General features: G+C 71.2%; 17 protein-coding genes. 10 read left to right on the plus strand and 7 right to left on the minus strand.

All coding sequences use genetic code 11. The features are described 5' to 3' along the window. Window positions 1–86: 86 nt before the first annotated feature. The 5 genes from SYYSPA8_RS33440 to SYYSPA8_RS33460 all read left to right on the plus strand — a co-directional run bounded on the left by SYYSPA8_RS33440 (window position 87) and on the right by SYYSPA8_RS33460 (window position 8,131). Window positions 87–836, plus strand: a complete 750-nt coding sequence (locus SYYSPA8_RS33440) for a TIGR03089 family protein (RefSeq protein WP_323451185.1) — start codon at window positions 87–89, stop codon at window positions 834–836. Between the two features lie 524 nt (window positions 837–1,360). After that, window positions 1,361–2,782 (plus strand): LCP family protein, encoded by a 1,422-nt coding sequence (locus tag SYYSPA8_RS33445; protein ID WP_323451186.1) that lies wholly within the window; start codon window positions 1,361–1,363, stop codon window positions 2,780–2,782. Window positions 2,783–3,000: 218 nt separating this feature from the next. Beyond that, window positions 3,001–4,812: an LCP family protein gene (locus tag SYYSPA8_RS33450; protein WP_323451187.1), complete on the plus strand. Its 1,812-nt coding sequence runs from the start codon at window positions 3,001–3,003 to the stop codon at window positions 4,810–4,812. 47 nt (window positions 4,813–4,859) lie between these two features. Beyond that, complete coding sequence (locus SYYSPA8_RS33455; RefSeq protein WP_323451188.1) at window positions 4,860–6,605, plus strand: LCP family protein; 1,746 nt, start codon at window positions 4,860–4,862, stop codon at window positions 6,603–6,605. Between the two features lie 224 nt (window positions 6,606–6,829). Next, on the plus strand, window positions 6,830–8,131 hold the full coding sequence (locus SYYSPA8_RS33460) for a hypothetical protein (RefSeq protein ID WP_323451189.1): 1,302 nt from the start codon (window positions 6,830–6,832) through the stop codon (window positions 8,129–8,131). A 103-nt stretch (window positions 8,132–8,234) separates the two neighbouring features. Here SYYSPA8_RS33460 and SYYSPA8_RS33465 read toward each other — a convergent pair whose 3' ends face one another. After that, on the minus strand, window positions 8,235–9,251 hold the full coding sequence (locus SYYSPA8_RS33465) for a glycosyltransferase family 2 protein (protein ID WP_323451190.1): 1,017 nt from the start codon (window positions 9,249–9,251) through the stop codon (window positions 8,235–8,237). Between the two features lie 197 nt (window positions 9,252–9,448). Here SYYSPA8_RS33465 and SYYSPA8_RS33470 point away from each other — a divergent pair, with 197 nt between their 5' ends. Then, entirely contained in the window at window positions 9,449–10,927 is a 1,479-nt protein-coding gene (locus SYYSPA8_RS33470; protein WP_323451321.1) for an LCP family protein, read from the plus strand. A gap of 15 nt (window positions 10,928–10,942) precedes the next feature. Here the strand turns inward: SYYSPA8_RS33470 and SYYSPA8_RS33475 are convergent, their stop codons facing one another. Next, on the minus strand, window positions 10,943–11,491 hold the full coding sequence (locus SYYSPA8_RS33475) for an acyl-CoA thioesterase (RefSeq protein WP_323451191.1): 549 nt from the start codon (window positions 11,489–11,491) through the stop codon (window positions 10,943–10,945). Between the two features lie 175 nt (window positions 11,492–11,666). Here SYYSPA8_RS33475 and SYYSPA8_RS33480 point away from each other — a divergent pair, with 175 nt between their 5' ends. After that, complete coding sequence (locus tag SYYSPA8_RS33480) at window positions 11,667–13,073, plus strand: LCP family protein (RefSeq protein ID WP_323451192.1); 1,407 nt, start codon at window positions 11,667–11,669, stop codon at window positions 13,071–13,073. A gap of 60 nt (window positions 13,074–13,133) precedes the next feature. On the opposite strand, the gene SYYSPA8_RS33485 is transcribed toward SYYSPA8_RS33480, so the two are convergent. After that, a complete protein-coding gene (locus SYYSPA8_RS33485) occupies window positions 13,134–14,012 on the minus strand; it encodes an alpha/beta fold hydrolase (RefSeq protein WP_323451193.1) in 879 nt (292 codons plus the stop codon). Window positions 14,013–14,111: 99 nt separating this feature from the next. Between SYYSPA8_RS33485 and SYYSPA8_RS33490 the strand changes: the two genes are divergently transcribed. Beyond that, window positions 14,112–14,666, plus strand: coding sequence for a TetR/AcrR family transcriptional regulator (locus SYYSPA8_RS33490; RefSeq protein WP_323451194.1), 555 nt, complete (start codon window positions 14,112–14,114; stop codon window positions 14,664–14,666). A 92-nt stretch (window positions 14,667–14,758) separates the two neighbouring features. Here SYYSPA8_RS33490 and SYYSPA8_RS33495 read toward each other — a convergent pair whose 3' ends face one another. Both SYYSPA8_RS33495 and SYYSPA8_RS33500 read right to left on the minus strand, forming a co-directional pair. Then, window positions 14,759–14,890, minus strand: coding sequence for a hypothetical protein (locus SYYSPA8_RS33495; RefSeq protein WP_323451195.1), 132 nt, complete (start codon window positions 14,888–14,890; stop codon window positions 14,759–14,761). After that, window positions 14,887–15,216, minus strand: coding sequence for a hypothetical protein (locus SYYSPA8_RS33500; RefSeq protein WP_323451196.1), 330 nt, complete (start codon window positions 15,214–15,216; stop codon window positions 14,887–14,889). The genes SYYSPA8_RS33495 and SYYSPA8_RS33500 overlap by 4 nt, the downstream gene beginning before the upstream one ends. A gap of 148 nt (window positions 15,217–15,364) precedes the next feature. Here SYYSPA8_RS33500 and SYYSPA8_RS33505 point away from each other — a divergent pair, with 148 nt between their 5' ends. Together SYYSPA8_RS33505 and SYYSPA8_RS33510 are read left to right on the plus strand one after the other, a co-directional pair. Then, window positions 15,365–16,192: a helix-turn-helix domain-containing protein gene (locus SYYSPA8_RS33505; protein WP_323451197.1), complete on the plus strand. Its 828-nt coding sequence runs from the start codon at window positions 15,365–15,367 to the stop codon at window positions 16,190–16,192. Then, complete coding sequence (locus tag SYYSPA8_RS33510; protein WP_323451198.1) at window positions 16,189–16,410, plus strand: DUF397 domain-containing protein; 222 nt, start codon at window positions 16,189–16,191, stop codon at window positions 16,408–16,410. Before SYYSPA8_RS33505 ends, SYYSPA8_RS33510 begins: the two co-directional genes overlap by 4 nt. Window positions 16,411–16,481: 71 nt before the next feature. Here SYYSPA8_RS33510 and SYYSPA8_RS33515 read toward each other — a convergent pair whose 3' ends face one another. Together SYYSPA8_RS33515 and SYYSPA8_RS33520 are read right to left on the minus strand one after the other, a co-directional pair. Continuing rightward, entirely contained in the window at window positions 16,482–17,330 is an 849-nt protein-coding gene (locus tag SYYSPA8_RS33515) for a helix-turn-helix domain-containing protein (RefSeq protein ID WP_323451199.1), read from the minus strand. A 15-nt stretch (window positions 17,331–17,345) separates the two neighbouring features. Then, a complete protein-coding gene (locus SYYSPA8_RS33520; protein WP_323451200.1) occupies window positions 17,346–18,092 on the minus strand; it encodes a DUF6879 family protein in 747 nt (248 codons plus the stop codon). Window positions 18,093–18,123 lie beyond the last annotated feature (31 nt).

The following is an 18,123-nucleotide window of genomic DNA, read 5'->3' on the forward strand; positions in this document are numbered from 1 at the left end:
AAACCGACGGCGTGTCGGGCCGACCGGGGACGGAATTCACCGGTACGGCGGCCCCCGCGCGCGGCGTGGCGCGTACCCTATCGCTGATGAACGCCAGCGACCGTACCCCTGCCGACCTGCTGCGATCCGCGCTCGCCGCGGACCCCGCGCGGCCCTTGGTCACGTTTTACGACGACGCCACCGGTGAGCGCGTCGAACTGTCCGTCGCCACCTTCGCCAATTGGGTGGCCAAGACGGCCAATCTGCTCCAGGGCGAGCTGGCGGCGGAGCCGGGCGACCGGCTCGCGCTGCTGCTGCCCGCGCACTGGCAGAGCGCCGTGTGGCTGATCGCCGCCGCGTCGGCCGGTGTGACGGTGGAGATCGGCGGTGCTCCGGCCGACGCGGACCTGGTGGTCAGCGGGCCGGACACGCTGGAGGAGGCGCGGGCGTGTCGCGGCGAGCGGGTGGCGCTGGCGCTGCGGCCGCTGGGCGGGCGCTTCCCCGCGGCCCCGGCCGGATTCGCGGACTACGCGGTGGAGGTGCCGTCCCAGGGTGACCGTTTCGCGCCGTACGCACCGATCGACCCGGACGCTCCCGCGCTGGTGGTCGGGGGTACGGAGCTGAGCGGCGCCGCCCTGGTGGAGCGGGCCCGCGCGGACGCCGCCGCGGCCGGGCTCACGGCCGGGTCCCGGGTCCTGACCGGGCGCGGCTACGGCGACTGGGCGGGGCTGTCCACGGGGCTGTACGCGCCGCTGGCGGCGGGCGGCTCGGTGGTGCTCTGCCGCCATCTGGACCGGCTGCCCGAGGACGGGCTGCGCCGGCGGGTGGAGAGCGAGCAGGTCACGCACACCCTCTGAGGACTCCCGCGCCGGGCGGGCGGCCCGACCCGGCGCACGGGGCCGCACAGGCGGGCCGGGTACGGTGATCCGGCCGCCCGCGTACGGTACTTGGCGGCCCCGCGTCCGCCGTACCCGTACCCATACCCGTATCCGCATCCGCGCCCGTGCCTGTATCGCCGCGTACGTACCGCCTTGCACGTAACACCTCGTACGCAACGAATCGCCGCGCATCCACCGACCCGTCCGTTTCACACCTCGTCACCCCCTTCCCGCTCCCCCGACCCCCGTCACTGACGGCGCTGTCAGCGTCGACAGCGCCCACGGCGCATCCACCCGGGCCCGCCCGCGTGTCGCGTACCCCGCGTACCGGCTGCCGCGGCCCCGCCGACCACCTCGTGAGTCCCGGCCGCCCCCAGGGCCCCAACTCCGGTGTACGGCCGGTGGAACGCCCGCTTTGAGGCACAACCAAGTACCAGATTCAGCCGTCTACCCCTGCGACCGGTGGTCCAGCACGCCCACCGCAGCCGCAGAGGCCGTAAAGGATGGACACAGACGTGACCGACAGTGCCGGCACCCTGGCCGAGCCCGAGGCCCGGGCCGGGGACGAGGGCGCGGGCGACAGCGGCCCGCCCGCGGACGGCGGTGGCCCCGCGCGGCCCCGCCGCCGCTGGCGCTGGCTGCGCTGGGCCGCCCTCGCCACCGCACTCGTCCTGCTGGCCGCCGCGGGCACGGCCTGGTGGTTCTACCGCCAGCTCGACGCGGAGATCACCACTGACACGACCACCGCCGTGGAGCTGCGGACGTACGAGCGGGAGCGGCCCAGGCCGGTGGTCCACGACGCGCGGAACATCCTGGTGCTGGGCTCCGACACCCGGTCCGGGGAGAACGGCAAGTACGGCCGCGACGACGGCACCCGGCGCGCCGACACCACCATCCTGCTGCACATAGCCGCCGACCGGCGCAGCGCCACCGCGATGTCCCTGCCGCGCGACCTGATGGCGGAGATACCGAGCTGCCGCCGGGACGACGGCTCCCGGACGACGGCGCAGTTCGCGCAGTTCAACTCGGCGTTCGCGATCGGCGGCGCGGCCTGCACCATCCGTACGGTCGAGAAGATGACCGGGATACGGATCGACCATCACGTCATCGTGGACTTCCTGGGCTTCGAGAAGATGGTCGACGCGGTGGACGGGGTCGAGGTCTGTCTGCCCCGGCCGGTGGACGACCGGGAGGCCCGGCTCCGGCTGGACGAGGGCAAGCAGACGCTGAACGGCGAGGAGGCGCTCGGGTACGTACGGGCGCGGAAGTCCCTCGGGGACGGCAGCGACACCGAGCGGATGGAGCGGCAGCAGCAGTTCCTGGGGTCGCTGGTGAAAAAGGTGCAGAGCAACGGCGTACTGCTCAATCCGACCCGGCTGTATCCGGTGCTGAAGGCGGCGACGTCGTCGCTGACGACGGATCCGGGGCTGGACTCGCTCAAGGACCTCTACGACCTCACCCGCTCGCTCCAGGGCATTCCCACGGAGAAGGTGCAGTTCCTGACGGTGCCGCGGCAGCCGTGGGTCGCCGATATCAACCGGGACGAACTGGTGCAGCCGGATGCCGGGCGGCTCTTCCGGCAGCTGCGGGATGACAAGCCGGTCACGGTGGTCCCGCGCGGCGCCGGGGACGCGACCGGCCCCGGGACCGGCGGGGACGGACAGAACGCGCCGGGCACACCGGGCGCGCCCTCGGCCGCACCGGGCGCACCGTCCGCCGCACCGGGCGGTCCCGGGACGCCGGGCCCCGTGGACCGGGCGGACCCCGCCGGCGGGGAGGGCGAGCAGAACGCGGGGAGTGCCGGCAAGGCGGAATCGGGCCGCGGCGGCGAGCGGAATCCGGGGGCTTCCCCGGCGCCTTCCGCCTCGGCCGAATCCTCCCCCACGTTCACCGGAACCAACGCGGCGGTGGGCGTGTGCGAGTAAAACGCAGACCAAACCCCGGCACGCACCATGCGGAATGGGCGTATTGCCCGCTTGTAAGCGACGTGGAATTTGTCACTGTCGTCGCCCGGCTGTGAACTGGGCGGATAGTGTGACGCGATCCGGTTTACCGGTCCGCGCGAGAACATTGTTGGACCGAGAGAACCGCACGCCGAGGGGGGCGGCGATTCGCGTGGCAGCGACGGAGGATTCAGAAAACCGTGGATGCGCAGAGCCGTGGGCGGGCGGACGACGTCGATCCCGCCGACCAGTGGGTTTTCAACCCGCAGACCGGCAACTACGAGCTGCGACTGGATCACTCCGCACCGCAGCAGACACCGTCCGTTCCCTCGCAGGGCCCCGGTCCGGCCGACGCGCCGGTGGACCCGCCGACGCCCCGGCCTCCCGCGCCCCGCTCCGGCGGTCGGGCGGCCGGCCGGCAGCAGCAGCAGCAGGCCGCCGAGGTGCCCGCCCAGCGCGGCCACCGCTCGGGCGGCCGGGCGGCGAACCGCTCCGCAGGCCGTGACAGCGGGCGTGACAGCGGCCGGGACGGCGGGCGGGACGGCGGTGGCACCCCGCCGCCGCCCCCGAGCCGCCGCAAGCGCAAGCAGCCCCCGTCCGGCAAGAAGAAGGCCCTCAAGTGGACCGGCGGAGTGCTCGGCTTCGTCCTGATCGCGGGCTCGGGCGGCGCGTACTACCTCTACGACCGCCTGAACTCCAACCTCCACACGGTGGACGTCAAGGGCGGGGGCACCGGCGGCTTCAGCAAGGACCGGGCCATCAACATCCTGGTCCTCGGCACCGACAAGCGCACCGGCACGGGCAACACGGCCTACGGGGACCGCGACAGCGCCGGGCACGCCGACACCACGATCCTCTTCCATGTCTCCGAGGACCGGACGAACGCGACCGCGCTGTCGATCCCGCGCGATCTGATCACCGACATCCCGGACTGCGAGAACGCCGACGGCACGATGATCCCCGGCAGTTCGGACACCCGCTTCAACGAGAGCCTGGGCCAGGAGGGGCGCGACCCGGGGTGCGCCATGCGCACGGTCACCGAGATGACCGGCATCCCCATCGACCACTTCATGATGGCCGACTTCAACGCGGTCAAGACGATGTCGACGGCGGTCGGCGGGGTCGAGGTCTGCCTCGGCAAGGCCATCAACGACAAGGACTCCAAGCTCGACCTCCCCGCGGGCACGCACAACCTCAAGGGTGAGGACGCGCTCGCGTTCGTCCGTACCCGGCACTCGGTGGGCCACGGCGGCGATCTGAGCCGCATCGAGATCCAGCAGCAGTTCCTCAGCTCGATGATGCGCAAGACGCTGTCCGGGGACACGCTCACCAACCCGGCGAAGATGTTCAACCTGGCGGAGGCGGCGACCAAGGCACTCACGGTCGACTCCAGGATAGGAAGCATCAAGCGGCTCCAGGAACTGGCCATGGAGCTGAAGGGGGTCAACCCCAAGAACATCACCTTCACGACCGTGCCCGTCGTCGACAACAGCGACGGCGCGACCGTGCTCCTCAGCGAGGCCGAGGCGCCGCCGCTGTTCCGGATGATCCGCGAGGACGTCTCGCTGACCGAGGTGAAGAAGAAGGAGAAGGACGCCAAGAAGAAGCAGGCCGGCCTCCTCAAGGGGCCGCGTGCCGAGGCGTCCGACGTCCGGGTCAGCGTCTTCAACGGCAGCTCCACCAACGGGGCCGCCGGGGAGACCCTGACCTGGCTCCAGACCACGCAGAACATCACCAAGTCCAGCAACGAGGGCAACGCTCCCAAGAAGCTGGCCAAGACGCGGCTCGAATTCGCGCCGAACCAGGTGGAGCAGGCCCGCACGCTGGCGGATCTGATGGGGCTGCCGGCGGCGGCCCTGAAGCAGGGCACCGAGGACGCCCAGGGACTGGAAGCGATGACGCTCACCCTCGGCGACGACTTCACGGAGGCGGGGGTACCCATCGCCGCGCCGACGAAGGCGCCGAAGGGCGTGAAGAAGGCCACGGCCGACAAGACGGTGTGCGCCAAGTGATACGGCCGCGGCCTGCCGCCCGGCGGATCTGACAGGGGGATTCACGGGTGGGACAGCGCAGTGTGCACGGGGAGGGGATACCCGACGGCCTCCCCGGCTCCCCGGGACCCGGCCACCACGGGGAGAGGGGTCCGGCGGAGGGTCCGGCGGAGTCCGCTCCCCTGCCGGGGCCGCGCGCCGGCCGCCGGGCCGACCGCGGCCGGCCCCCGGGCCGGGGCCGGGGACGCCAGGACCCCCCGGGCGCGGGCGGCAGCCGGCGGGCGAAGGGCCGGGGAGCCCCCCGGGGCGGCGCCCGGCGCGGCCGCAAGGGCAGGAGCCGGGTCCTGCGCTGGATCGCCCTCGCCCTGTCGGTGGCCGTCCTGGCCACCGGCGCGGCCGGCTACCTCTACTACGAACACCTCAACAGCAAGATCAAGAAGGACCGGCTGAACCTCGGCCAGAAGATGCCGGGGCACCAGGCGAACGCCGCGGGCCAGACCCCGCTGAACATCCTGGTCATCGGTTCCGACGCGCGGGACAACAAGGAGAACCAGAAGCTGGGCGGGGCGAAGGAGACCTTCGACAAAGCACCGCTCGCGGATGTCCAGATGCTCGTGCACCTGTCGGCGGACCGCTCCAACATCTCCGTGGTCACCATGCCCCGCGACACGATGCTGACCATCCCCGAGTGCACGGACCCGAAGACCGGCCGGACCCACCCCGCGAACGCGTGGATCCAGACCAACGAGTCCCTGGGCCGGGGTGGCGCCGGCTGCACGGTCGCCACCTGGTTCGAGCTGACCGGCATCACCATCGACCACTTCATGATGCTCGACTTCACGGGCGTGGTCTCCATGGCGGACGCCATCGGCGGCGTCGAGGTCTGCGTCCAGGACAGCATCCACTCCCGCACCAGGACCGGCGAGGGCTCCGGCCTCAAGCTGCCCAAGGGCGACAACATCGTCAAGGGCGAGGACGCGCTCAAGTGGCTGCGCACCCGCTACGGCTTCGGCGACGGCACCGACCTCTACCGCGCCCGCGCCCAGCACATGTACATGGGCTCGATGGTCCGGCAGCTGCGCAAGGAAGCGAAGCTCACCGACCCCAACAAGCTGCGCAAGCTGGCCGAGGCCGCCATCGGGGCGCTCACCGTGGACGACAGGATCGACACGGTGACCGATCTGCTGAAGATCGGCGACGCGCTGAAGGGCGTACCGCCGGAGCGGATGACGATGCTCACGATGCCCAACGAGTACTCGACGCGGCCGGGCTTCACCGGCAAGGTCATCCCCAAGCCGGGGGAGGCGGAGCAGCTGTTCCGGATGATCCGTGAGGACATCCCGCTGGACGGCAAGGGCGTCAAGAAGAAAAAGAAGCCCGCCGAGACCGTCTCCCGGGACCCCGCCGCCGCGCCCGCCGAGATCGCGGTGTCGGTGCGCAACGGGACCGACGGCGACGGCATGCTCCGGCAGAAGGGCCGGGCCGCCGAGGTCAGCGGGCTGCTCCAGGCCAAGGGCTACACCCGCGCGGCCGCGGACGCCACGGCCGACCCCCGGAAGACGACCGCCGTCCTGTACTCCAACGCGGAACTGGAGGGCGACGCGCAGGCGGTGGCCAGGGCGCTCGGCATCCCGCTGAAGTCCGTGAAGAAGTCGGCCGAGGTCACCGGGGTCCAGCTCACCGTGGGCGCGGACTGGCGGCTGGGCACGGCCTTCCCGAAGCCCGTCGCCGACGACGCGCCGCCGAAGTCCTCGACGCTGGTACGGGCCGACAAGAAGGACTGCATGCCCATCCAGCCGGGCTTCACCTGGTGACCGTTGCCGCCTCCTGGCGACCCCCTGGCAGCCTCCTGACGGCCACGGGAACAGGCGGCCCGGGTCCTGATCACGTGATCCGGGGAACCCGCGGCGGCCGGGCGGACAATCCCCGGCCGTAGGGTGCGCCCGGCTCCGTGCGCTCCGGACACGGTCCGGCTCGCGGTCCGGCTCGCGGTCCGGCTCGCCCTGCCGACGGAACCGACCGAGCCGGAAGGCACGCAGTGAGCGATGTCCGTACCAGCAGCCGCACCCGTATCCCCCGAACCGCGCTCGTCGCGGTGGTCGCGCTCGCGACCGCCGCGACCACGACCTCTGCCTCCGGGTCCGCCGCCCCCTCGACCCCACCGGGGAAAGGACCCGGCCCCGCCTGGAGCGCCTCGCCGGTGCTCCCGGACGACTCGGTGATGACGGACTCCGTCCGCCCCGGCGGCCACACCGTATGGGCGGCGGGCATGACGGCCGTCCGCGACGCGAACGGCGGGCTCGTCGGCTTCGCCCCGGCGATGTGGGAGCGGAACGAACGGAAGGACACCGGACGGAAGGGCGCGGGAAGGAAGGGCGCGGGAAGGAACAACACCGGCTGGAACGGCACCGGCTGGTACGACACCGGCTGGAAGAGGCTGGCGACTGCGCCGGTACCGGCCGGGGACCATGTGCGGTTCAACGCCGTCGACGCCTCCTCGCCACGGGACGGGCTCGTCGTCGGCGACTACGCCGAGAGCCTCGGGGGCATCGTCACCCAGCACTGGAACGGCAGGAAGTGGCGGACCGCGCTGGTCCCCGTCCCGGAGGGCACCCGCAACGCCGGATTCCTCTCCGTCGACCACCTGGACTCCCACAACGCGTGGGCCACCGGCTGGACGGCGGCCCCGCCCTCCGCCGGCCTGCCCGACCGGCCGCTCCTCCAGCACTGGAACGGGACGAAGTGGCGGCAGGCGGACCTCCCGGACCTGGGCGAGGGCCCCGGGGGCGGCTTCGAGGTGAACGGCGTGTCGGCGGGCGGCCGCAGGGATGTGTGGGCCGTCGGCGGCATCTCCACCGCCAAGGAGACGAAGCCGCTGGCGCTGCGCTTCGACGGTTCCCGCTGGAAGAAGGCCGCCCTCCCCCCGGTCGGTGACGCACCGGCCTGGCTGGAGGCGGTCGTCACCGCGCCCGACGGCACGGCGTGGGCGGTGGGGCAGACCCGTCCGCCGGGCGGCGGCCGCTTCGGGTTCGTCCTGCGGTACGACGGGAAGCGGTGGAGCGAGGTGGCGCTGCCCGAGGGGACCCCCGTGCTGAGTTCGGTGGCTCTCAGCGAGGGTGAACCGGTGGTCTTCGCCGGAGCGGGGCGGAGCGGGTTCTCGGTCCTCCGGCGCACGGGGGGCCGCTGGACGTCGATGGACCTTCCCGCGACCCTCGGCGGCGCGCCGCTGCGGACGTGGAACGTCGCCGCTCGCGGGAACGCAGTCGATGTCCTGGCCACGCTCCCGCAGGTGGACGACCGGCTCCTGGCTCCCCAGGTGGTGCTGACGGCACGGCGCTGACGGCGTGACGCGGTACGGGGGCGGTACGGGAGGCGGGCGGGCCCCCGGCCCCGTACCGCGCGTCTCCGTCGAACCGCCCGGGAGCGGTGCTCCAGGGAAACCGTCAGGCGGCGGAACCGGTCACCGCCGGGCGGCGGCTCGCGATCACCTTGCGCGCCAGCGCGCGCGGGCTGGTCAGGAAGCCGAAGCCCCAGGACATATGCATGGTCGCCAGCGCCACCGGAATCCGGAGCCGGGCCTTCGGCGAGAGCCCCCGGCCCGCCGGGACCGAGCCCGCGACGATCGCCGCCAGATACCCGCCGGGGATCACCAGCCCCAGCGGCGTGAGGACCACGCCGACGACCGTGCCCAGCGCGATGGCGCAGAGCGCGACCGGCGGGGCGAGATAGCGCAGGTTGATCGAGCCCTGGTGGTAGCGGGCGACCACATGCCGCCAGCGGCCGTAGTCCTTGTACTGCTTCGCCAGCGCCCGCACCGAGGGCCGGGGCCGGTAGCTCACCCTCAGCTCAGGCGAGAACCAGATCAGCCCGCCCGCCTCACGGATCCGGAAGTTCAGCTCCCAGTCCTGGGCGCGGATGAACTCCTCGTTGTAGCCGCCCTGCCGCTCCAGCGCCTCCCGGCGGAAGACACCGAGATACACGGTCTCGGCCGGACCGGCCGCTCCCCCGGTGTGGAAGGCGGCGTTCCCGACGCCGATCTTCGACGTCATCGCGGCGGCGACGGCGCGCTCCCAGTCGTTCTCGCCCTCGGCGTGCATGATGCCGCCGACGTTCTGCGCGCCGGTCTCCTCCAGGAGCCGCACGGCGGTGGCGATGTAGTCGGGTGAGAGCATCCCGTGGCCGTCGACGCGTACCACGATCGGGTGACGCGAGGCGTTGAGCGCGGCGTTGAGCGCGGCCGGGGTACGGCCCGTGGGATTGGGCACGGTGTGGACCCGGGGATCCTCCCGGACCAGCTCGGCGGCGATCTCGTCGGTGCGGTCCGTGGACGGCCCGAGCGCGATCACCACCTCCATCTCTCCGTCGTACTCCTGCTCAAGGATGTGACGGACCGAGTTGCGCAGATGCCGCTCCTCATTGAGGACCGGCATGATCACGGAGACAGCGGGCGTGGCGTTCATCGTTCGCCACGTTACCGCGAACGGGGGACACGGACGCGCGGCGGCCGGTGCGATGGGGCGGGCAGCAGATCGTATGGGCCTACGGTGTGCGGGTTCCCCCGTTCGCCACCACCTTCTGTCGCCGTTCCCCCGTACCCGACCCGTGTCCCCGTACATCTGTGTCCCGTCGCCCTGCCCGCGAGGTGCCCCTCTTGCCCATGCCGCCCCCGCCCAGGTCCCCGCGCCGCCGTCCGACCGGGCCCGCCCCCCGGCCCCGGCCCCGGCCGAACCCGGGGCCGAGGACGCCGGTGGTCATCCGCCCCCGCTGGGGCCTGCGGGTGGCCACCGCGCTGTCCATGCTGGTCCTGGGCGCGGGAGCGATCGGGCACGCGGCGCTGACCAGCCTGGACACGGGGATCAGCCGGGTGGACCCGTTCCGCGACATGAAGAACCGCCCCGAGGCCGGGCACGGCATGAATCTGCTGATCGTCGGCACGGACGGCCGGGACCGGATCGGCAGGGAGGAGAAGGAGAAGTACCGCCTCGGCGGCGCCCCCTGCCACTGCACCGACACGATCATGCTGGTGCACCTCTCCGCCGACCACCGCCGGGCGAGCGTGGTGAGCCTGCCGCGCGACAGCTACGCCGAGGTCCCCGGCCACACCGACCAGAACACCGGACGGCACCACAAGGCCCATCCGGTGAAGCTGAACGCCGCGTACGCCGAGGGCGGGCCCGCGCTGACCGTCCGCACCGTCGAGCACATGACCAAGGTGAAGATCGACCACTATCTCGAAGTCGACTTCACCAGCTTCATGCGGACCGTGGACGCGGCCGGCGGGGTGGAGATCTGCACCGCCCGGCCGATGAAGGACCGGTACACCGGCCTCGACCTGCCGGCCGGCACCCATCGGCTGAGCGGCGGCGAGGCCCTCCAGTACGTACGCTCCCGGCATGTCGACGGGGCCGCCGACCTCGGCCGGATGCGGCGCCAGCAGCAGTTCGTCGCCGCCCTCATCGAGCAGGCCACCAGCAGCGGGGTGCTCCTGAACCCGGTGCGGTTCGGCGACGTGGCCGGGGCCGTGCTCGGTTCGGTCCGGGCCGACAAGGGCTTCGGATCCGACGAGATGCTGGCGCTCGGGCGGGCGATGCGCGGCTTCTCGGCGGCGTCGTCGGAGTTCACCTCCGTACCGATCGGCGCGCTGGAGACCGTCCCCGGCATCGGCGCGACGGTGAAGTGGGACACGGCGAAGGCCGAGCGGCTCTTCCGGACGATCCGCGAGGACAAGCCGCTGGCGCCGCTCGGGAAGGGGAAGAAGCGGGCGCGGCTGGTGGAGGTCTCACCGCAGCGGATCCGGGTGCAGGTCTACAACGGCACCGGCCGGGCCGGGCTCGGCCGCACGGCCGACGCGGCGCTGCGCGCGACCGGGTTCGCCACCACCCGCTCCCCGCTCAACGCGGCCGGCACCGGTGTCGAGGAGACCCATGTGACGTACGACCCCCGGTGGGACCGGTCGGCGCGGGCCCTGTCGACGGCGCTGCACGGCTGCCCGGTCCGGGCGGTGCCGGGGCAGGGGCCGATGCTGCGGGTGATCGCCGGGGCGGACTGGCCGGGGGTGGTGCCGGTGCGGGCGCGGGACGCGTACCAGGGGGAGTTCGGCGCGGTGACGGGCGACGAGGTGATCTGCCCCCGGTGACTTCTGTGAAGGCGGTCAGTCCTCGATGCCCTCGGCGGCGCGCTGCTCGCGCAGCTCCTTGATGGCACGGCGGCGGGCCAGCCGGTGCGTACGCCGGATCTGGGCCTCCTGGTAGCGCCGCTTGTCGCGCTCGCTCTCGGGGACCACGGGCGGTACGGTCCGGGGCCGGCCCTCCTCGTCGACGGCGGCGAAGACCAGATAGGCGGAGCCGACCTGCTGGGCGGGGGTGGACTCGTTCCAGCGCTCGGCGAGGACCCGGACGCCGATCTCCATCGAACTGCGCCCGGTCCAGTTGCATTGAGCACGCACATGGACGAGGTCGCCGACCCGGACCGGCTCCAGGAAGACCATCTCGTCCATGGAGGCGGTGACGGCGGGCCCGCCGGAGTGCCGGCCCGCGACCGCGCCCGCCGCGTCGTCCACCAGTTTCATGATCACGCCACCGTGCACCGTCCCGAGGAGGTTGGTGTCGCTGCCGGTCATGATGGTGCTGAGCGTGGTGCGGGAGGCGGACGTGGGCTTGCCCTCGATCGCCGGCTCCGGCCGCCGGTCCTGATCAGTCATGCCCTCCACTGTAGGTGGGTGGCGAATGCACCCATGCCGGTCCGGGGCGCCCGTGCCGGTCCGGGGCCCATGACCTGGCCCATGACCGGGGCATTGCATCAGCTTCGCTACAGGGCGGGCCCGATTTCCCACCCGCCCTGTCGGGGACATGCTGTGACCCGGCACACTGAGCGTCATGAACGAGTGGCCCAATGGATACGGACGCGGCGGCCAGGCCCCTGAGCCGGAGGGTCCCCGCGCGATGCCGCACGTGCGGCGGCCGGTGCCGGGACAGCGCCCGTACCCGCCGCAGGGGCAGCCTCCGTACCCGCCGCAGGGACCGCCCCCCTACGGGCAGCACCCGGGGGGCGAGACCTCCGAGTTCCCGGAGTACTTCGACGACGGGGACCAGGGCGGTTACGAGGGGTACGACGCCCGGGGCGGCCACCAGGGCCGGCCCGGCCAGGGCAGCGGTTACGAGCCTCCGTACGACAGCGGCTACAACACGGGCCAGGTCTACGGCGCCCCCGCCGACCGGGGCGGCCATCAGGGACAGCAGCCGCCTCGCGGCCCGGGCGGCGGCGGACGGTCCCCCTCGGGCCCCGCGCGCCCGCCGGGCCCGGCCCCGGACTGGCGCCGCCGGATCAAGATCGGTTCGATCGTCCTGGCCTCCACGATCTTCGTGGTCTCGGTCGCGACGTACTTCTGGGCGGACGGGAAGGTCCGCCGCGAGGTCGATCTCTCCAAGGTCATCGAGCGCCCGCGCGAGGACGACTGCACCACGTATCTGATCGTCGGCTCCGACAGCCGCAAGGGCATGTCCGCCGAGGAGAAGAAGCGGCTGCGCACCGGTTCGGCCGGGGGCAAGCGCACCGACTCGATGATGATCCTCGCGGACTGCGGCGGCGGGGCCACGATGATCTCCCTGCCGCGCGACTCGGACGTGGAGATCCCCTCGTTCAAGGGCTCGGAGTCCGGCAAGCTCTTTCCGGCCCAGGGCCGCCGGGTCAAGTTGAACGCCGCGTATGCGGAGGACGGCCCCGAGCTGCTGGTGCGCACGGTCGAGCACAACACCCATCTGCGGATCGACCACTACGCCGAGATCGGCTTCGCCGGCTTCGCGAGCGTCGTGGACGCGATCGGCGGGGTGGAGATGGACATCCCGAAGGCGTTCAAGGACAAGAAGTCCGGCGCGGACTTCCAGGCGGGCAAGCAGACGCTGGACGGCGAACAGGCGCTGGCGTTCGTCCGGACCCGGTACGCCTTCGCCGAGTCGGACCTGGCGCGGACGAAGAACCAGCAGAAGTTCCTGTCGGCCCTCGCGAACCAGACGGCGACGCCGGGGACGATCCTCAACCCGTTCAAGCTGTATCCGGTGATGGGCGCGGGGCTGGACACGCTGGTCGTGGACAAGGACATGTCGCTGTGGGACCTGAGCCAGATGTTCTTCGCGATGAAGGGCATCACCGGCGGTGACGGAAAGTCCATGAACATACCGATCTCGGGCAGCCGGGGCGGGAACCTGGTCTGGGACAAGGCGAAGGTGGCCGAGATCGTGAAGCAGATCCAGAACGACGAGAAGGTGACGGTCGAGAGCAACTGACCGGCCGCAGGTCTGCTGTACGGGCCCGTACCCGATCCAGGGGGTACGGGCCCGGTCGCGTCACGCCGCCCGGCGCAGGAAGTCCCGCACCAGGGCGGCGATCTCGGCCCCGTGGGTCTCCAGAGCGAAGTGCCCGGCGTCGAGCAGATGGATCTCCGCGTCCGGCAGGTCCCGGGCGAACGCCTCGGCGCCGGCGGGCCCGAAGATCTCGTCGTTCCGCCCCCAGACGGCGAGCAGCGGCGGCCGGTGGGCACGGAAGTACGCGTGGAACGCCGGGTAGGCGTCCAGGTTGAACTGGTAGTCCCAGAAAAGCTGGAGCTGGATCGCGTCATTGCCCGGCCGTTCAAGTCCGGCCTGGTCCAGCAGCCAGGTCTCGGGCGCGATCAGCTCCAGCCGGTCGGCGGGCACGCCGTGGGTGTACTGCCAGCGGGTGGCGGCCGGGGTCAGCAGCTCCCGTACCGCGCTCTCGTGGGCCGCGCGGTCCTTGGCGTGGGCGAAGAGCAGGTCCCAGAAGGGGGTGAAGCCCTCGGTGTAGGCGTTGCCGCTCTGGGTGACGATCCCGGTGACGCGCTCCGGGTGGCGGGCGGCGATCCGCAGCCCGATCGGCGCCCCGTAGTCCTGCACGTAGAGCGCGAACCGGTCGACGCCGATCCGGTCGAGCAGCTTGAGGGTGATCTCGGTGAGCTTCTCGAAGCCGTACGGGAAGGTGTCGGCGGGCGGGGCGGCGGAGGCGCCGAATCCGATGTGGTCGGGGGCGATCAGGTGGTACTCGTCGGCGAGGTCGGCGATCAGCCCCCGGTACATGTGGCTGCTGGTCGGGAAGCCGTGCAGCAGGACGAGCGTGGGCCGCTCCGGGTCACCGGCCTCGCGGTAGAAGACGTCGAGGCCGTCGATGTTCGCGGTGCGGAACCGGGTGGGGACGGTGGTGTCGGTGGACATGGGACCCCCTTGAGCCAGCGGAGAACGCTCGTTCTCCTCTTGCCCTGTACAGTACAAGAACGCTGGTTCTCCAGCAAGGCGAGAGTGGGAGTGAGCGTCATGGACACGGAAACGGCCGAGCTGCGCGTGCTGGAGGCGGCGCAGTCGCTGTTCAACGAGCGCGGGGTCCAGGCGGTGGGCATGGACGCGATCCGCACCGCGTCCGGCGTCTCCCTCAAGCGGCTCTACCAGGTCTTCCCGTCCAAGGACGCCCTCCTCGAAGCGGTCCTGCGCCGCCGCGACGCCGAGGTCCGCGCCGCGATCACGTCCTACGCCGCCGCACACGCGACGACCCCGTACGAGCGGGTCCTCGCGGTCTTCGACTACCTCGGCGAGTGGTTCGCCGAGCCGGACTTCCGGGGCTGCGCCTTCATCAACGCGTACGGCGAGATCGGCGGCGTCTCGGCGGCCGTCGCGGACATCGCCCGCACCCACAAGACGGCGGTACGGGACCACTTCGCCGCGCTCGTCGCCGAACTGGGCGCGCCGGCGGTCCTGGCCGACCAGCTGGCCATCCTGGCGAACGGCGCGATGGCGACGGCGGGCATCAACGGCACCCCGGAACCGGCCGCCCAGGCGAAGGCGGCGGCCCGCGTCCTGCTGGACGCCGCCTGACGCGTGAGGGGTGCCCCGGCCGGGGAGGCGTGGGCCCGGCCGGGGCGGGAGCCCGGTCCGCTGTGCGGGGGTCGATCGCGGACCGGGGGCTTTCAGAGCGCCTGCGCGAGGGAGTCGTACAGGCGGGGCCGCACCACGCTGGTGAGCAGCAGCGCGACGGAGCCGAGGTAGACGAGCACGTAGAGCGTGGCGGTGCAGCGCCGGAGCCGGCGTCTTGCGCTCACTCCTGCTCTCCGCCCCGGTCCTCGGCCTGGTTCCGGCGGAACGCGCGCGGCTTGCGCCTCTCGTTCGCGGCACGCAGGGCGGCGATCAGCTCGGCGGCGAGGACTTCGGCCTCGTAGGGGGCGAGGTAGAGGCCGGTCGCCCGGCCCATGCTGCCGTCGGAGACGGTGAGCGGGACGTAGACCTGGGCGGCCTCGCCGTCATGGAAGTCGACCAGATCGACCCGGCCACCGAGCGTTCGGTTCACGGTCCAGGCGGCCTCGGACTCGTGCCGCAGCGGCTGCGGCTGCGGATCGGTCTCGTGCGTACGGTAGTTCGGGGGAATCACGAAACTTCACCTCCTTCGGGTTACGTGATTGCTGTCGACGCCCAGATGACCACAACTCGGCCTATGCTCGCAGCACTTGAATCGGCTTGTTCAGATTCAGGGCGCTGCATCTTCCCTGCTCAAAGGGATGTCCCCGGAGGTCAAGCACATGAGCGGCGAGGCATTTCCCGAGGGTTTGAATCCCCTCGAACGCTTCGGTCGAGAGGTTCGCGAGGTACGCAAGGGCCGCAAGATCACTCAGCGGCAGCTCGGTAAGGCGGTCCAGTACTCGGACGGATACGTGAGCAAGGTGGAAGCCGGCACACTGATGCCGAGCGAGAAATTCGCCCGGGGCTGCGACCTGGCCTTCGGAACGCACGGGCTCTTCCTGCGCCTGCTCCGCCGTGTCGAGGAGGGGGATCACCCCTCGTGGTTCCTTCCGTACCTTGAGCTGGAGCGGAAGGCGGCTAGCATCCTGGACTTCTCCACGACGAGCATCATGGGGATGTTGCAGACCGAGGACTACGCGCGCGCCGTCTTCCGCGCAGGGCACCCCAGGGAAGCAGCCGACCTGATCACCGGCAGAGTGGCAGCGAGGGTCAGACGGCGTCAGATCCTGGAGCAGGAGGACCCGCCGACACTCTGGGTGGTGCTGCACGAGTCCTGCCTGCGGACGCTGGTGGGTGGGCGGTCTGTCATGGCCGATCAGCTCGAACACTTGCTGCACATGTCGGAAACACCCGGCGTCGACATCCAGGTGATCCCTTTCGCAGCCGGTGCCGCCGGTTCGCACACGCTGGCATTCACTCTCCTCGCCTTCGCCGATGAGTCAACAGCGCTGTATGTCGACGACGTTCCGCACGGTGGACGGCTCTACCGATCCGAGTCGAGTGTGAGGATCGCGCTCGAAAACTATGACCGGTTGCGGGCACACGCTCTCCCCCCCGATGATTCAAGGGCCCTGATCACGTCGGTGCACAAGGAGTTCAGACCATGACTGCGGAACAGGCCCACCGCGACACCTTGTGGATCAAGTCCTCGTACAGCGGGTCGTCCGGCGGACAGTGCGTCGAGTGGGCACCCGCATACGCAGTGCACGGCACCGTCCCCGTACGTGACAGCAAGACCGCCGACGGCCCGGCGATGACCTTCCGGACCGGCGCCTGGTCCGCCTTCGTCTCCGCCGTCAAGGACAACCGACTGCCCGGAGCCTGACCCGGGCCCACGCGGCCCCCGCCCGGCCGGATCCCCTCCGGCCGGGCACCCCTCGCACAACGCCAGCGCCCCTACGCGGTGAGCGTGCGACGTGCCACGGTGATCAGGCGCTGGGCGTCGACGCCGAAGACGGCGGACTCGTACAGCGTGTCCCACACGCGGCGGTACAGGGCGACCGTATCGGCGTCGTCCAGCCAGAGTTCGGCGTGCCAATCCTCGGTGATCACCAGGCGGTCATCGAAGATCCAGAACGCGTTGGCAGGGGGAACCCGCAGAGCGGCGTTCAGGGGCACGATCCCGAGTCGGACGGTGTCCATGCCCACCGCGCCTGTCAAGCGATCCAGCTGCGCCGCCAGAACGTCCGGGGAACACACCTGTGCTCGCAGTACTCCCTCCCACAACAGGAGGTGCAGACGGTTGCCCGAGCGGTACAGCCACTCCTGCCGTTTCATCCGGGCCCGTACCGCGTCCTCGGTGTCTCGGGGTGAGTTCTGGAGGGTGGAGTAGTGCTCGAAGACGGCGCGGGCGTAGTCCGGGGTCTGTAGGAGGCCGTTCACGAGGAACGAATCCCACACGTGCAGTTCCCGGGCCCCGTCGGTGACCGTGCTCCACGTCTCCTGCACGGGACGGTGGCCCTTCGCCAGCTGTCGGCGCCAGGACCTGATGTGGGATTCAAAGCCCTGCAATCGGCCGTGGAGTTCCTCGTACGCCTCTGGATGTCCCGTGGCGTCGACCCACGCCCGGAGGTCTTCCGCAGTGGGGGTCTGGCGACCGTTCTCCAGTTTGCTGATCTTCGACTGGGGCCAGCCGAGCTGGCGCGCCAAAGAAATACCGGTGAGACGGCCGTTCGGGCTCTCGGAGCGCAGCTCTCGCAGCCTCCGCCCCAGATCCTCACGCGCCCTCTGGTAGTCCGTGCTCACCGGTACCCGATCTGTCTACTCGTTCAGCTCTGCTGCGAACTCTTGGAACGGCACGGCCTGATGCCACGCCGCGTCACGGACCATGGCGTACCGGACGACCTCGGAAGGTTCGGTGATCAGCTCCACGTCCACGAGGTCGTCGTCGCCGTCAAACCGCAGCAGCGCCACGAGCCGACTGTCGAACAGCCAGAAGTCCTCCGAGGGGAGCTGAAGAGCTTCGGCGTGCGTACGCGACAGGTTCCGAATGTCCTCCCCGAGGGCTTGGTTCTTCTCCGCGTGCGCCGTGAGGTAACGCTGTCCGTCAGTGGGCGGTGTGTCAACGATCCGGACCCGGCCGACACTCGCTCCGCCTGCGGTCTTCGCCTTGATGCTTCGCGCCCATGACGTGTCCAGGTCCCACAGCGGGCGCTCGCCACGGAGGAACTGGTCATACGTATCGCTGTTCTCGTCGGACGCGTACCTGCGCCGGGTCTCCAGCCGCCATGCCGTGTGCTCGAAGTTCTCGAAGAGCTTGCCGAACGCGTCGAGATCGACAACGCGTACTTGCCGGGTCCTGTCCTTCGGGGTCCAGTCCACCAACAAGTCTCGCGGTACGACGACGGCGACTTCGCCCTCACTCAGGTGACGAAGCCGGCCCACGTCCTCCGGATCCGTCAGAGGCTGACCGTGCACGATCACCTCGCCTGAGTCCAGGTCTTCGTGGACCGCCGGACACCCTCCTTCCCCTGACCCCGTGCCGTTGAAGCGGAGTCTGCGCGCCATGCTCGATCACCTCTCCCGAGTCGAACAACGA

It is taken from the genome of Streptomyces yaizuensis (assembly GCF_034961445.1).
Taxonomy (GTDB): domain Bacteria; phylum Actinomycetota; class Actinomycetes; order Streptomycetales; family Streptomycetaceae; genus Streptomyces; species Streptomyces yaizuensis.